The following is a 13,937-nucleotide window of genomic DNA, read 5'->3' on the forward strand; positions in this document are numbered from 1 at the left end:
CATACTGGGCTCCAGCCAAGCTTTTACCGGAAGAAGGCTCCGCGCAGGCCTCTTTTCGCACCGCCACATCGACACCGAGGACTTTTAGGTTGACATTATTACAATCACGTTCTTCTCTCGCCGTTCCTAATAAGCGGCGGATAAAAGAGTGGCTGATACGGAATGACAACATACTGAAACTACTGGTGATTGTGGCATATATTTTGGCCACACTTCTCGGCGCAACGACTTCTTCGATCGGAATGTCGACCCTGCGGCAGGATCCGGCTAATCCGCTTGGTTATCAGGTGGGCGACTCCTCGCCTATTCGCGCGGACGAATATAACGCTTTCTCACCGATAGTGCTTTCGATTATGGCGACGGGAGGTGCTCCGACAACGAGTGTTTTGGCCGCAGCAGCCGACCTCGTCCACCGCTATCCCTCCGGCGGTTTTTTCGAGACGTTCGTGTTCTTTGACTCAACCCTCCTAAGAACCGCCCAGTTCCTGCCGGATGCCATGGTGTTCGCCGCGCACTGGTGGCTTCCGGCGCTCGTTCTCTTCTTATTCTTGCCGAAATGGTTCACTCAGATCGGAGCCGGACGACGTTGGGGTTGGCTGGCTGCCACTCTAATAGCACTTTCCCCCGCCGCTTCCTGGTGGACAATGATGCCGATTCAATTGATTGCATACACCCTGGCCGGGTCGAGTTTGCTGCTTTCCGCGTACAAGCGATTTGCTCTAGGCCAGCGGCTCATCCCTGTGGCCCAGTGCATCACCTCGGGAATTCTCTTAGCCGGGCTGCCGAGTTTTTATATTCCCTGGTCCTTGGTCCTCGGCCTGCCGTTGCTTTCGGCGAGCGTCGCTTGGATCTTTGCCGCGCGGGGCGCCTGGCGGCCGAAGATTATGGCGTTGGCGACCGCGGGATCTGTTGCCGTTATCTTCGCGGCGGGCATGCTTTGGGAAAATCGTGCGGGCATTGCTGCCTTGCTGGAAACGGTATACCCCGGGTCGCGGCGCTCGACCGGGGCGGCGCAACCATTCGGCATGCTGTTCGGAGCTCCAGCGCTTGGTTCTTTGCGTGATATGACACCTGTCGGAAGCAATGAAAGCGAACTTTCCACTGCTTACACCATCACATTTGTCCTTGCCGCCCTGCTACTCGTAGGCCTCAGGGAGTTCGGTAAGCTGCGGGACAACGTCGTCCTCATCGTGATGTCAGTATTTGGCTTGATATGGCTGGCGTGGTGCACGGTCAACTTCGGTGACAGAGGCGCAGCTATACCGCTCCTCAACTACGTGCAGCCTGCACGGGCTGCACAGGTTTGTGGAATCCTCGGGGCGATACTGGTTTGCCTCGTCCTTTCCCGCCTGCAACAGGGGAAGAACCTTCGGATTGCCGCGGTGGCTGGTGTGGTGTGCGGCCTAATCTCCGCATACGCTGCATCCGCACTGCAGCAGTCCTACCTACCCGTTATTACACAGCCACTGATACTTGCCGTTGCTGCTGCGGTGGCTTTGGCTACCTTTTGCCTTGTGCGTTTCCACACTAAGCTTTGGCCCCTGATTCTCACAGCAGCCCTGGTCACGCTGCCTGTGATCGATACGAATCCCCTGCTCTTTGGACTGGGAGACCTAAGGGCGTCGGATACCGCAACATATTTACGCGAGGAGGGCAAAACCGCGGCCGCCCGCGGTGAAGTCTGGGTATCCGACTCACCTGCTCTGGACACCGTCATGCTCGCCAATGGCGTCCCCTCCCTGAGCGGGGTTCAAAGGTCGGGACCGAATAAAGCAGCTTGGTCAAAACTCGACCCGGAATCAGAGCATGCCCATGAATGGAACCGCGGCGGCGGGTTCATTTACTTCCAGTGGTTGCCCGGACAGCCAGTGACATTCGATAATAACGGCTCCGATTCGGCGATAGTTCGCGCCGATCCTTGCGAGCTGAAACAAAAGGTTCCCAACCTCGCCGGCATAACTTCTCTCCAGGTCCTGACCAGCAGCTGTCTGGTACCGGGGCGCGTCTTGACCTGGTCGGGACAAACAATGTTTGTCTACAAGTTCCTCTAGGACCGGCCGGCCGGCTCCAGTTCAGGTTGTCACGGGCTTGGCCTCAACTCCGCACATTTGAGTGCCAGTCCCCCCTTTAGCCAATCGTCCGGCGCTATGTCTACGAATGCGTTCTGAAGGGCAGGATCGTTGGTGCACTCCTGGCGGGCAGCCCGCACACCCGTCTGCCAGTCCGGCCCGTCGTTCCGTGCGGTGTTTTGGGGAAAGAAATACACCAGCTGTAACAACACGAACCCGGTGAGCAGCGTTACTCCCGGCCAGCGGATGGGGTCTCGACCACACAACGCCCCGAGGGGAAGCAATGCCAAGACAAACATGGACGGCACCGTTGAATAACGGGACAAGAAGAACGTTTTCCAGCGTTCAGCGTCAAAGGCCGCATAGTCGAAGTACTCCTGGAAATTCACGAATTGCGTCATAATCCAAACACCAGCCGAAGCGTAGAGAAAGAGAATGCCCAGCGCTTTCTGTTGCCGCGAGCCCTTCCAGAACACGAACCCCACGGCAAATGCGAATGGCGCAGTCGCCACCACAACAGCCCAGGCCCCGTGATGTTGGATCGAGCTGATGATGGTGGCTGAGTTGCCGTAAACCAAGGCAGCCGGACTATTGAGAAACCAGCCAATAATGACGGATGGAAAACTTAGCGGGAAACTTTCGGGATGCGATCGAGGACTGGCCACTGTCGCAATAGCTTGGAAGGTGAGCCCTGCAGCCAATCCGAATCTCGCCGGCCAGAGTGTCCTGTCACGGATCTGGAATGCAAGCAAAGGCAGGAACAGTACGGCGACGATTTCGGTAAGGGAAACAGCCAATGCCGCAAGGAAAAGCAGTGCTGCTGAAGTTCGCGAACTTGCCCGCTTCAAAAGAAGCCAGGGCGTTAACCAAAGGAAGTATGAGTGGATGTTCGCGAAATTTCCCAGCGTTTCCAAGGGCGCAGGTGCAACAAGTACAGTGATCGAAGCCCACGCCAATCGGGCATACAGGTTGGACGTCAATTCCTTCGAGCAGTAAAACACCGCCACAGCAACCGTTGCCGCCACAAGACAACCAAGAAAGTTCATCGCCAGTGCATAGTCATCCACGCCGAAGAAACGCACAACGATTTTGGCAGCCAGCCTGGGTATGAGGTGCAGGTACCCATCATAGGGAGCGGTGATGTCCAGGAGGCCTCTCCTGGCCATAGCATCACGGAGAAAGATGCCACCATCCTCCGCCCAGAGGACACCCCTGGCGGACGCCGGTATCCTGCCAAAGGCGACGAGCGACAACATGAGGATCGCCAATGCAACGAGCCAGGCACGGCGGAGGCTCGTACGGAGATCAAATGGCCGTAAGAGGCCCATCTGGAACTTCACGGTTCTCCTTCGCGTTCGTGGCGATACCAGGCAAACGGAGGCTGCTACTCGTACAGACGATTCCGGCGGCACACGACAGCAACGCTAGTCTAGTGAGAGCCGGTAGCCGATATCGGTCCACTTTGAATCCAATCCAACAGAAGGGAATTCCTTGTGTTTAGCCGGCGGTCCACGAGGTACTCATGGTCAATAGGTGCCTGCTGCCTTGCATTGCTCACAGGCTGTGCCTCCGCCGGAAGTCCAGACACGGTACGCGGCGCCTTGATCATAGTCGGCAGCGGCACGCAGCAAGGCGCCATCAATGCTTGGAGCCGGGAATGGTCAAGCCTGAATAAGGGGACTTCAGTAAGTTACTCACCCGACGGGCCGGAAGTGGGCCTACAGGCATTGCTTAGCGGGGACACCTACGTAGCGACCACAGACGCACCACTAAGCGAGGCGGACGCAGCGGCGTCGACCGCACAATGCGGACCCAAAGGAGCTTTCTCGCTGCCTACCTCCGTAACTCCTATTGGCGTCGCCTACAACCTCGGCGCCACCCGCGGACTGAAGTTGGACACTCCCATTCTCGCGGCAATCTTTTCGGGCACCATCCAAGAGTGGGATGACCCGGCCATTGCAGCGCTCAATCCCTCGCTTGACCTTCCCCAAGACGACATAGTTCCGGTTACGACAAAGGAATCAACAGCGCTCACCATGGCTGCGACCGCACATCTGGCGGCGGACGGCGGCGGCGAATGGACTCAAGGTGCGTCACGAACCTGGCCCGGCTCTCCGCCGGGCACTGCCGTTGAGAAGGAAGGTGATATCGCGCAGGAGGTGGATGACCACTTCGGAACTATTGCCTTCATGCCCATCGGCGACATCGGAACCCGCTTCAATACGGTGGCAGTCAAGTTCGCCGACGGATTTGCACAGCCAACTACGGAAGCCATCAACGAAGCCATCGCGGCAAGCGGAGTTGCCATTAGCCCCAACGGCGTATCGGTGAACACGGAGTCGGCCACCGGCGGATACCCTCTGGCAATGGTGAATTACCAAGTGTTTTGTTCGGGTTACGGGAACGAGGTGATCGCCACGCTAGTGAAGTCCTGGGCGCAATACACAGTCAGCGAGCCAGGCCAAACCAAGGGACGTATCCTGGCAGGAATTTACTCTCCGAGCGATGACGCACTTAGGGCTTCCCGGGGGCTCGCTGGCACAATAGAGCCCTTACGCTGACCGATGGCAGTCCCGGATCCCCGGCCAACCAACCACGACACGAGCAGACGGAGTAACATGTCGGCCTCATCACTCGCGGACAGGACGAATGCCTTGCGCGCTCGTCTTTCCGTGGCTATACCGCCACAAGCCGGGCAGCGTTCCTTCGTCCGTCTATTTGTGCTTTTCGCAGCCCTAGGCACCCTGTGGGCCCTTGCGACTCCCCTCATGGCTTATCCGGATGAGCCGTCACATACGATCAGGGCGGCGGCGGTGGTACGCGGCCAGGTCGCCGTAGAACCAGGGCAATCGTTTGGGAATGGCGTGCATGCCCAGGTGCCCTCTCAGATTGCTAACCTCGAGGCGCAGAAATGTTTCGCGTTTTATCGTGAGCGCACGGCAGACTGTGCACCCGAAATTCCGGCAGGGGACAACTTTAATGTGATTGGCGTTACCTCGGCGGGAACATATAACCCCTTGTACTATTGGGCGGTTGGCCTGCCAAGCCTTGTGTTGACGGGCGCCGCCAATATCTACGCGATGCGAATTGTCAGCGTAGTTGCGTCTGCCCTCTTCTATGCGGCGGCGTTTAGGGCGTTGGGTCAGCTTCGAAAACCGAAGTGGCCAACCCTCGCCGCCTCTGTCAGCGTCACTCCTATGATTCTTTTTCTGTCGTCCGGGATCAACCCAAACTCCATAGAAATCGCAGCAACCATGGCAGCCTTCTGTGGGCTTCTTGCAGTGCTGGACAACTCAAACAAATTACAGACGGTCGTGCCCGCGATATTCACTGTCGGGGTCAGCGCAGCAGTCCTCGCCAACACGCGCTCAGTATCATTGGTCTGGCTTTTTTGCGCTGTAGTTACTGCAGCCCTCTTTTTCCGATGGTCGCAGATACGGCCCCTTCTGGCCAACCGATATGTCTGGGGAGCCAGCTGCCTGGCCGCCATAGGTGTGGTACTTGGGCTGGTCTGGATATTCGTGGGCATGAACGCCCCGCCCTCCACTGGCACCGCCCCGGAGGGGATCGCCAACCCTGCACCCGGGGTACCGCTGTACCGGGCCTTCCTGACAATGCTGGACCGAACCTTCGATTTCATCCCACAGTATGTAGGCGTGGTTGGGTGGCTGGACACTCCTGTACCCCAGGCCGCCATCGCCTATTGGAGTCTGTTGTTCATCGCTCTGCTCCTACTGGCCTTACTTGCCAAGCCGCGGAAACTTCTTTGGGGCGCGCTCTTTGCACTTGGTGCGCTGGCGATTGTTCCTGCGGCTCTTCAGGCATCGCTGGTGACTACGGTGGGGTTCTTCTGGCAGGGACGATACAACTTGCCTCTAGTGCTGATCGCTCTTGTTTCGGCTGGAATGGCCATGCGCACACAGCACTTTCCCCAAGGATCAAAAAGCCGGGCGATCGCACGGATCCTCATAGTTACCGCAGTCGTGGCGCACGTATTATCCTTCCTCTACGTTCTGCGCCGCTATGTGGTTGGGATCGAGGAGATCAGTAACTGGCAAACCATGATCAGCCAGCCAAGTTGGCAGCCGCCCCTGGGCTGGTTTGCCCTGACGGTCCTGTACGCAGTTGTGCTTGCCACTGCGGCTCATCGGCTTTATGCATATCTCTATCCGGGTCACCGCCTGCTGCGTGTTCCTGTGCGCAGGACACGGTTTAAGCCAGGAACAGAACCAGGCAAGCGGTAGCGGCAACAAAAGTGCCGGGTGCAGTTCCTAAAAGGAACCACACCCGGCACTTTTTTGTCAGCGCCCGGGCTCAGCCCAGGTACTCCCGGAGGCGCTTTTGTGCAGACTCTGGACTGAACCCTGTTGCCTTGATGCGGGTAAGGTCCAGGAGACTGTTAAGGGGCCTGGGAGCAGCAGCCTTCCCATTGAAGTACTCTGCTGTACTCACGCCCGTCACGGCGTCACGCCCCGCCCCCGCCAGAGCGTATACATCGGCAGCAATGTCTGCCCACGTCTGGGGTTCACCGTCGTTGCTTAGGTTATAGGTTCCATGCGGGGCATTGCTGTCAAGTAGGTGCCGGATGCCCGCAGCGATGTCCTGGGTGAAGCTCAACCGCCCGATTTGGTCGTTTACCACTGAGGGTTTGACTCCTCGGGATGCGAGGGACGCCATGGTCCGGACGAAATTATTCCCGTCACCGATAACCCAACTGGTGCGAACGATGTAGTGTTTTGGCACTACGCTGACCACAGCATCCCCTGCGGCCTTTGTCTGACCGTAGACGCCAAGAGGCGAGACTTTCTCGCTCTCATCATGCACGTCGCGAGCCCCGTCGAAGACATAGTCGGAGGAAACGTGGACGAGGACCAGATCATGTTCGACGGCGGTTCTCGCCAGGCGTGCCACACCAGACACGTTGTGGTCCCAGGCCGCCGTCCGGCCTTCTGCGCTTTCAGCGGCATCCACAGCCGTGTACGCCGCCGCGTTAATAATCGTCGAGTAGTTCTTCCAGTCACGGTGGGCGAAGGCCTCGGCGCTGGTGATATCAAACTCACGGCGACCAGCGAACTCGACTGACGCATCGCCGGCATACTCTGCCCGCAACGCCCTACCAAGCTGGCCGTCCGCACCAACAACAAGGACCTTCTTTGGAGGCATGGGCACGACGTCACCCAGCCTCGGATGGGCCTTGTCTTTATCAGAGAGCTCTGCCCGGTCCAAGGAGATAGGCCACTGAATGGCGGCTGACTCGTCGGCCAGATTCAGGAAAGTGTATTTTCCCTGGGCGTCCGCCGACCAATGGTCATTCACCAGGTAAGTGTAGGCAGTGTTATCTACCAATGTCTGGAAAGCATTGCCCACGCCCCGAGGAATGAAAATCGCCTGACTCGCGTCCAGTTCGGCAGTGAATACAGCGCCGAACGAAGGACCCTCCCGAAGATCAACCCAAGCCCCAAAGATCCTCCCGGTAGCGACAGAAATGAACTTGTCCCACGGCTCGGCATGGATGCCGCGCGTGGTACCGGCCTTCTCGTTGAAGGAAATATTGTTCTGGACCGGCCGGAAGTCGGGCAGCCCTAGGGCGACCATCTTTTCCCGCTGCCAGTTCTCCTTGAACCAACCGCGGTTATCTCCGTGAACAGGGAGGTCATAAACGACGACGCCAGGGATGGGAGTTTCGTGGGTTGCCAACTTCTTCGCGAACTCGATGGACATCCTCTACTGGCCCTGTTCCTTGTACTTCGCTTCCGTCTGGGCTTTCTGGGGGCGCCACCAGTCTTCGTTCTCGCGGTACCAGGCGATGGTGTCTTCGATGCCGGCGTCGAAGTTGGAGAACTGCGGTTCCCAGCCGAGTTCGTCGCGCAGTTTGGTGGAATCGATGGCATAGCGCAGGTCGTGGCCGGGCCGGTCCACGACGTGATCATACGCATCGGGCGACTGGCCCATGTGCTTCAGGATCAGTTCGACGACGTCCTTGTTGTTCTTTTCCCCGTCCGCGCCGATCAGGTAGGTTTCGCCGATCTTGCCTTTGGCGATGATGGCCAGGACCGCGGAGGAGTGGTCGTTGGCGTGGATCCAGTCCCGGACGTTCTCGCCCTTGCCATAGAGTTTCGGGCGGATTCCATCGATCACGTTGGTGATTTGCCGCGGGATGAACTTCTCCACGTGCTGGTACGGGCCATAGTTGTTCGAGCAGTTACTGATGGTCGCCCGCAGCCCAAAGGAGCGTACCCAGGCGCGGACCAGCAAGTCGGAGCCGGCTTTTGTGGACGAGTAGGGGCTGGAGGGGTTGTACGGTGTCTGCTCGGTGAACCGCTCCGGGTCGTCGAGCTCCAGGTCGCCGTAGACCTCGTCCGTGGAGATGTGGTGGAAGCGCTTGTTGTGCTTCCGGGCCGCTTCAATCAGCGTGTACGTGCCGATGATGTTGGTGTCCAGGAACGGGCGCGGGTCGTGCAAAGAGTTGTCGTTGTGCGATTCAGCGGCGTAATGGACCACAACATCTGTCTCGGCCACCAGCCGGTCCACCAGGCCCGCATCGGCAATGTCGCCCTGGACGAAGCTGAACCGGTCCCCCGGCAAGCCCTTCAATGATTCCAAGTTTCCGGCGTAAGTCAGCTTGTCCAACACCGTGACGTGGTCCCCGGTATTCTCAAGGACGTAGTGGACAAAGTTTGAACCGATGAAGCCGGCACCACCGGTCACAAGAAGTTTCTGCATGCGACCAGCCTACCCAACGTTTATTCGGGGACTCTAACTTCCTAGGCCGGCGACCAGCGCGTCTTGCGCCTCCGCTTGAACGCCTCGACCATGAGCCTGACCAGCATGATGCGCGCGGCTACGATCTTACGCAGGGAGCGCCAGCCCGCGGGTGTTTGGTTATCGTCGTGAAGCCTACGGAGTACTGTCGACTGGTCCAGGTGGGCCACGGAGCGGATCATGTTCCCGCAAATAGCCAGCCACAGGTCGTGCGACTCCCGCACATACGGAGGGATCGGCACCACCAGTGGCAGGGCTTCCCGCCGAAACCCCATGGCGCAGCCGTAGTAGGCGCGATAGCCGATGAGTATTCCCCAAAGGTTAGCCACGTTCCTGGTCGAGTCCGATGAGCGCAATTCGGGGATCCAGGGGCGCGGCCCTCCGCCCAGAATATCGAAGTTGCTTGCGACGACCTGGTCAGATTCCAGTGCTGCCACCATGCGATCCAGGCGCCCCTGGATCCAGATATCATCCTGGTCGGAGAGAAAGATGAACTGACCACGACTGAGCCGGATTGCTTCTTCGAAGGTGCGCACATAACCCTGGTTTTGTTGCGCGACTACCAGTCGGATCCGGCTGTCGTCGATGCCTCGGACGACGGCGGCGGTTTCATCGGGTGACGCGTCGTCCACGATGACCAGCTCATCGTCGGGTCCCAACTCCCGGAGAATGGAGGTTACCTGTTCCTCGACAAACTGGGTTCCCCGGTAGGTGGCCATGCAGACGCTTGCCCGAATTTGTGCAGGATGCCCGGACGTTGCATCGTTCATTTTTCACTACTCCACATGGGTTTGGTGACGGAGGTCAGCCGTAACCGATCGCGTATCATCGAATGGTCATGCCGTCGAGCAATAGGATTCTACCTGCCATGAAACCCGTACTGCTCCGGCTGGCAGGCTTCACGATCCTCCCCCTTCTCGCGCTGGTACTTCCCTTCCTTCTTTTGCCTGTCATTGCACGGGTGGTTGGGGCGCCGGGATGGTCAAGCATCACGGCGGGGCAAGCCATCGGTGTCTTTGCTGCCACGTTCATTCTCTGGAGCTGGAACATCGCGGGGCCTGTGGCTGTTGCCCGGAGCCGGACGCCGCAGGAGCGCGCTGCGACGTACTCGGCAAGTATGCGTTCCCGCCTGATCATTGCCTCCGTCGTTCTGCCCGTCATGAGCGTCTTGGTGATCTTCGTCGCACATGATGGATACCGGCTGGACGCCGTGACGATGGCATGGGCAACGGCCCTGACTGGATTTTCGCCTGCCTGGTTCGGGATTGGCATTGGTCAACCGCGTATCCTGGCAATCTTTGACACCCTTCCCAGGTTCCTGGCCGCCCTGCTCAGCGCCCCTCTAATACTTGCAACAGGGCAGATCTGGATATACGGAGTACTTTCTGTCGTCGCCACCGTCTCAGCGCTGACCAGCTTTCAGCGGAGATTCGGCGAGAAGGGCTCCTGGTTCCCCAAAAGCCCGGTTGCGGCCTACCGCGAACTCATTGCCCAGGCCGGCACGGCAGGAGTTAATCTGACTGGGAGCGCCTATGCTTCCTCGCCTGTACCGATTGCAACCTCAACAGTTCCCACAGCCGCCGACACTGCAGGTTTTGCTTCAGCCGACAGTATCTATCGTTTGGGCCTGTTCAGCATCGTGGCACTCGGGAATACCTTTCAGGGTTGGGCGCTGGAACACGATGCACTCAATCCAAAGCGACGTCACGCTATCGCCTTGACCTCACATATCCTGCTCGGTGTAGGCGGCGGGTTGGTGCTTGCACTCCTATGTCCCTGGATTTCCAGCGTGATGTTCGGCGAGGATGTCAAAGCGGATCACCTGACCTCACTTTTTTACGGACTCTCCTTTTTGTTTCTCTCAGCTTCCACCCCGTTCATCCGCAACGTCCTGATACCGGCCGGGCGTCAAAACACTGTTCTTCGATGGACAGCAGTCTCGGCCGTGATCGGCATATCCCTCATGGTGGCCTCCGGGTTAAGCTCAAATGTTCCCGGCGTAGCCCTGGGGATGGCGGTCAGCGAGGCGGTGCTGTTCGTTGGCCTGCTCATACCTGCCGCAGGCTTGCTGCGCGCAATGCCCGGGGAAAGTCAGAAAGTAGGATCCACACTTTGACAACACGACAGAGGCGCATCGGCGCCGTGATCGCAGCATATAACCCCGATACCGATCTCATTGCCAACGCTCAAGCAATCCTGAAGCAGGTAGATGAGCTGGTCGTGGTGGATGACTGCAGCGGTGGATCAAACGCCGAAAGCATCTTCGCCGATCTCGCGGCCCTTGGCATAACCGTTGTTCACCAGCCTGAGAATTCGGGTATTGGCGCAGCACTGAACCGTGGTATCGAGGCTCTGGCAAGCAACGCCACTCCTGACTTTGTGCTGACCTTTGACCAGGATTCAATGCCGGTGCCCAACTATGTCTCGTCTGCCCTGAATACTTACGACGACGCCGTTGGGGCCGGCATCAAAGTCGGCTTTGTAACTGCAGAGTCCTTTTCTGGCCACCGGGTACCGACGGTCAAGGCCCGGCATCAGTTTCACGAAGCCTTCGACCCCATGCAATCAGGCTTCTTCGTTCCTATGGAAACAATCGATTCCTTGGGTCAGTTCGAGGCAGGGTTTTTTATTGATTGCGTGGATTCTGAATACACCGCCCGCGCCCGAGCTTCGGGTTTTTCGGTTTTGGCAGGACAGGGATGTGAGGTGGCCCATCGGCTGGGGCGGCGATTGCCTGCACGCTTGATGGGACATGCCGTGCGGCTTGGCGGATCTGAGTTGTCCTTCAACTATTATCCGCCGCTAAGGATGTACTACATCATGCGCAACGGAACAACGTTGGCCCGGCGCTACCTTGCGAAAGCGCCACTGTGGGTGCTGCGCCGGCTGATTGAGGATGCCAAGGCCCAGCTGTTGAGGTTTACCTTCAGCCCTGACCGCGGTCAACTCGCCGCCGCCGCCTGGGCTGGCCTGCGGGACTCCTTCGGTGGCCGGCAGGGGCGCATCAGCAGCGAACTGGCGAGCCGGGTCACGAGCCGTTGATATATTGGAGCCCTATGAATACTGATACCTCTGCGCGGGTCCTCGTCATTATGCCTGCCTGGAATGAGGCAGAATCTGTTGGCAACACTGTTCGCGAGGTTCTCTCGGTGGGGATGCCTTATGACGTCCTTGTGGTGAACGACGGCTCCCGGGATGAGACCGCGGAGCTCGCTGCAGCAGCGGGTGCCACTGTGCTGAACCTCCCCTTTAATCTTGGGGTGGGTGGAGCAATGCGTGCTGGATTCAAATATGCGCAACGGGCGGGGTATCGGCGCGTCATCCAGGTCGACGCTGACGGGCAACACGACCCGCGAAACATTGAAGAGGTCCTGGCCGGCCTTGACCGTGCAGACATTTCCATCGGTGCCCGCTTCGCTGATCGTGGTGACTACGAAGTGAAGGGTCCCCGCAAATGGGCCATGCAGTTTCTCGCCCGCGTTATCTCTGGACTGGCCAAGACCCGACTCACGGACGTAACGTCCGGTTTCCGTGCCGCGAATGAAAGAGCTATCGCCCAGTATCTTGACCACTATCCGGCTGAGTATTTGGGCGACACCATTGATTCCTTGGTTGTCGCCGTACGTTCTGGCTGCAAAGTGACGCAGATACCCGTTGCCATGCGTCCGCGGCAAGGCGGGACCCCGAGCCACAACCCCGTAAAGGCGGCCATCTATCTTGGCCGCTCCGTTTTCGCATTACTTTTTGCCCTGACACGCAAGCGGTCCAACATCCAAACCAGCAGCGTAGTCAGTCAGGAGCCTGCAGCATGCTGAACCTAGCCGCCTTTGTTCTCGCCCTCGCCATAGTGGGTGTTGTTTTTGAGATGCTGCGGCGGAAGAAGCTCCGGGAGAAGTATGCAGCGCTTTGGCTGATTGTCGGCACGGGCACCCTGGTTTTGGCGGCATTTCCACGGCTGCTGACCATCGTTACCGAATTCGCTGGGGTGCAGTTGCCCTCCAACCTGTTGTTCATCATCAGCATTCTCCTTCTCCTCGGAGTCTGCCTTCACTTGTCGTGGGAAATCTCGGTTGTTGAGGACGAGACCAGAACGCTTGCCGAAGAGGTAGCCATCCTCCGGGCCATAGTTGAAGCACTGCCCGCGGCAGAAGAGCACAAAGGCGACACCGCAACTTCGCCCAGCTCTCAGTAAGGAAGCACGCGCGAATGGCACTGGACATCTTCATTCCCTATTGGGGCGACCCCAACTACATGAAGTTGGCAATCGACAGCGTTTTGGCCCAAGACACTGACGATTGGTTACTTACGATCGTCGATGACGCTTACCCCGACGACGAAGTGCAGCTATATGTCAAGACCTTGGAAGATGAACGCATCACCTACATTCGCAAAGAGGCGAACCAGGGCATAACGGAGAATTTTCGCACCTGCATCTCCTTGGCCAGCCAGAACATCGTCGTTGTCATGGGTTGCGACGACGTGCTTCTTCCGAACTACGTCAGCACTATTCTCCGGGCCGGCAGGAACTACCCCGATGCCGCCATCATTCAGCCGGGTGTTTGCGTTATTGATGAAGCCGGAAACCCGACGAATCCACTGACGGACGTGGTAAAGCAGCGCCTTGTTCGGCCGCGCGGACGTGGTGCCAGGCTGGTTGGCGGTGAGGATCTGGCCGTCAGCCTCCTCCACGGAGACTGGCTGTATTGGCCCTCCTTGGCCTTCCGCCGCGAAAGCATCAGCAGGTTTGATTTCCGCGACGGCTTCCCCGTTATTCAGGACCTTGCTCTGGTAATGGACATGGTCCTCGACGGTGCCGCGCTGCTCATCGAGCCCGAAGTCTGCTTCGCCTATCGGCGGCACACCAGCAGCGCTTCAGGCGCGAAGCTGTTGGACGGATCCCGTTTCGACGGCGAGCGCGACTATTTCGACCTCGCAGCCCAACTCTGCGAAGCGAAGGGCTGGCAAAAGGCAGGGCGGGCAGCCCGTCTTCGCTTGACGTCCAGAGCTCACGCCCTTCTTTTTGTGCCTTACGCCGTCCGACAGAAGAAACGCGACACATTGAAACGATTGGTGGGTCATGCGTTCGGCAGATGAGAGGCACAACGA

General features: G+C 58.4%; 12 protein-coding genes. 8 read left to right on the forward strand and 4 right to left on the reverse strand.

Going from position 1 to position 13,937, the window contains the following annotated elements:
- Nucleotides 1-89: 89 nt before the first annotated feature.
- Entirely contained in the window at nucleotides 90-2,051 is a 1,962-nt protein-coding gene (locus BACI348_RS13545; protein WP_159826579.1) for a DUF7657 domain-containing protein, read from the forward strand.
- A 29-nt stretch (nucleotides 2,052-2,080) separates the two neighbouring features.
- On the opposite strand, the gene BACI348_RS13550 is transcribed toward BACI348_RS13545, so the two are convergent.
- Nucleotides 2,081-3,409, reverse strand: coding sequence for a hypothetical protein (locus BACI348_RS13550; protein WP_159826581.1), 1,329 nt, complete (start codon nucleotides 3,407-3,409; stop codon nucleotides 2,081-2,083).
- A 153-nt stretch (nucleotides 3,410-3,562) separates the two neighbouring features.
- On the opposite strand from BACI348_RS13550, the gene BACI348_RS13555 reads away from it, so the two are divergent.
- Together BACI348_RS13555 and BACI348_RS13560 are read left to right on the forward strand one after the other, a co-directional pair.
- The gene (locus BACI348_RS13555) at nucleotides 3,563-4,630 is read left to right on the forward strand and encodes a substrate-binding domain-containing protein (RefSeq protein ID WP_236557557.1); all 1,068 of its coding nucleotides are present in this window, start codon (nucleotides 3,563-3,565) and stop codon (nucleotides 4,628-4,630) included.
- A gap of 57 nt (nucleotides 4,631-4,687) precedes the next feature.
- Nucleotides 4,688-6,313 carry a DUF2142 domain-containing protein gene (locus BACI348_RS13560; RefSeq protein ID WP_268892344.1) on the forward strand — a complete coding sequence of 542 codons (1,626 nt, stop codon included), beginning with the start codon at nucleotides 4,688-4,690 and terminating at the stop codon, nucleotides 6,311-6,313.
- Between the two features lie 70 nt (nucleotides 6,314-6,383).
- Here the strand turns inward: BACI348_RS13560 and BACI348_RS13565 are convergent, their stop codons facing one another.
- The 3 genes from BACI348_RS13565 to BACI348_RS13575 are packed head-to-tail and all read right to left on the reverse strand — an operon-like array spanning nucleotide 6,384 to nucleotide 9,601.
- The gene (locus BACI348_RS13565; protein ID WP_159826587.1) at nucleotides 6,384-7,790 is read right to left on the reverse strand and encodes a sugar nucleotide-binding protein; all 1,407 of its coding nucleotides are present in this window, start codon (nucleotides 7,788-7,790) and stop codon (nucleotides 6,384-6,386) included.
- A 3-nt stretch (nucleotides 7,791-7,793) separates the two neighbouring features.
- Nucleotides 7,794-8,792, reverse strand: coding sequence for a dTDP-glucose 4,6-dehydratase (gene rfbB, locus BACI348_RS13570; RefSeq protein ID WP_159826589.1), 999 nt, complete (start codon nucleotides 8,790-8,792; stop codon nucleotides 7,794-7,796).
- Between the two features lie 41 nt (nucleotides 8,793-8,833).
- Nucleotides 8,834-9,601, reverse strand: a complete 768-nt coding sequence (locus BACI348_RS13575) for a glycosyltransferase (protein ID WP_236557558.1) — start codon at nucleotides 9,599-9,601, stop codon at nucleotides 8,834-8,836.
- 98 nt (nucleotides 9,602-9,699) lie between these two features.
- On the opposite strand from BACI348_RS13575, the gene BACI348_RS13580 reads away from it, so the two are divergent.
- The 5 genes from BACI348_RS13580 to BACI348_RS13600 are packed head-to-tail and all read left to right on the forward strand — an operon-like array spanning nucleotide 9,700 to nucleotide 13,925.
- Nucleotides 9,700-10,947: a polysaccharide biosynthesis protein gene (locus tag BACI348_RS13580; RefSeq protein WP_159826591.1), complete on the forward strand. Its 1,248-nt coding sequence runs from the start codon at nucleotides 9,700-9,702 to the stop codon at nucleotides 10,945-10,947.
- A gap of 26 nt (nucleotides 10,948-10,973) precedes the next feature.
- A complete protein-coding gene (locus tag BACI348_RS13585) occupies nucleotides 10,974-11,873 on the forward strand; it encodes a glycosyltransferase (protein WP_159826593.1) in 900 nt (299 codons plus the stop codon).
- Between the two features lie 14 nt (nucleotides 11,874-11,887).
- A complete protein-coding gene (locus BACI348_RS13590) occupies nucleotides 11,888-12,646 on the forward strand; it encodes a glycosyltransferase family 2 protein (RefSeq protein ID WP_201298429.1) in 759 nt (252 codons plus the stop codon).
- Nucleotides 12,640-13,023, forward strand: coding sequence for a DUF2304 domain-containing protein (locus tag BACI348_RS13595; protein WP_159826595.1), 384 nt, complete (start codon nucleotides 12,640-12,642; stop codon nucleotides 13,021-13,023). The genes BACI348_RS13590 and BACI348_RS13595 overlap by 7 nt, the downstream gene beginning before the upstream one ends.
- A 14-nt stretch (nucleotides 13,024-13,037) precedes the next feature.
- The gene (locus BACI348_RS13600) at nucleotides 13,038-13,925 is read left to right on the forward strand and encodes a glycosyltransferase (RefSeq protein WP_159826597.1); all 888 of its coding nucleotides are present in this window, start codon (nucleotides 13,038-13,040) and stop codon (nucleotides 13,923-13,925) included.
- Nucleotides 13,926-13,937 lie beyond the last annotated feature (12 nt).

Origin of the sequence: Arthrobacter sp. 9AX (assembly GCF_902506095.1) — a bacterium.
Taxonomy (GTDB): domain Bacteria; phylum Actinomycetota; class Actinomycetes; order Actinomycetales; family Micrococcaceae; genus Arthrobacter.

Excerpts from the sequence above, each read along its gene's own strand:
- BACI348_RS13560 (WP_268892344.1), top strand. The coding sequence starts at position 4,688 with ATGTCGGCCTCATCACTCGCGGACAGGACGAATGCCTTGCGCGCTCGT.
- BACI348_RS13565 (WP_159826587.1), bottom strand. The coding sequence starts at position 7,790 with ATGTCCATCGAGTTCGCGAAGAAGTTGGCAACCCACGAAACTCCCATC.
- rfbB (WP_159826589.1), bottom strand. The coding sequence starts at position 8,792 with ATGCAGAAACTTCTTGTGACCGGTGGTGCCGGCTTCATCGGTTCAAAC.
- BACI348_RS13575 (WP_236557558.1), bottom strand. The coding sequence starts at position 9,601 with ATGAACGATGCAACGTCCGGGCATCCTGCACAAATTCGGGCAAGCGTC.
- BACI348_RS13580 (WP_159826591.1), top strand. The coding sequence starts at position 9,700 with ATGAAACCCGTACTGCTCCGGCTGGCAGGCTTCACGATCCTCCCCCTT.
- BACI348_RS13590 (WP_201298429.1), top strand. The coding sequence starts at position 11,888 with ATGAATACTGATACCTCTGCGCGGGTCCTCGTCATTATGCCTGCCTGG.
- BACI348_RS13595 (WP_159826595.1), top strand. The coding sequence starts at position 12,640 with ATGCTGAACCTAGCCGCCTTTGTTCTCGCCCTCGCCATAGTGGGTGTT.
- BACI348_RS13600 (WP_159826597.1), top strand. The coding sequence starts at position 13,038 with ATGGCACTGGACATCTTCATTCCCTATTGGGGCGACCCCAACTACATG.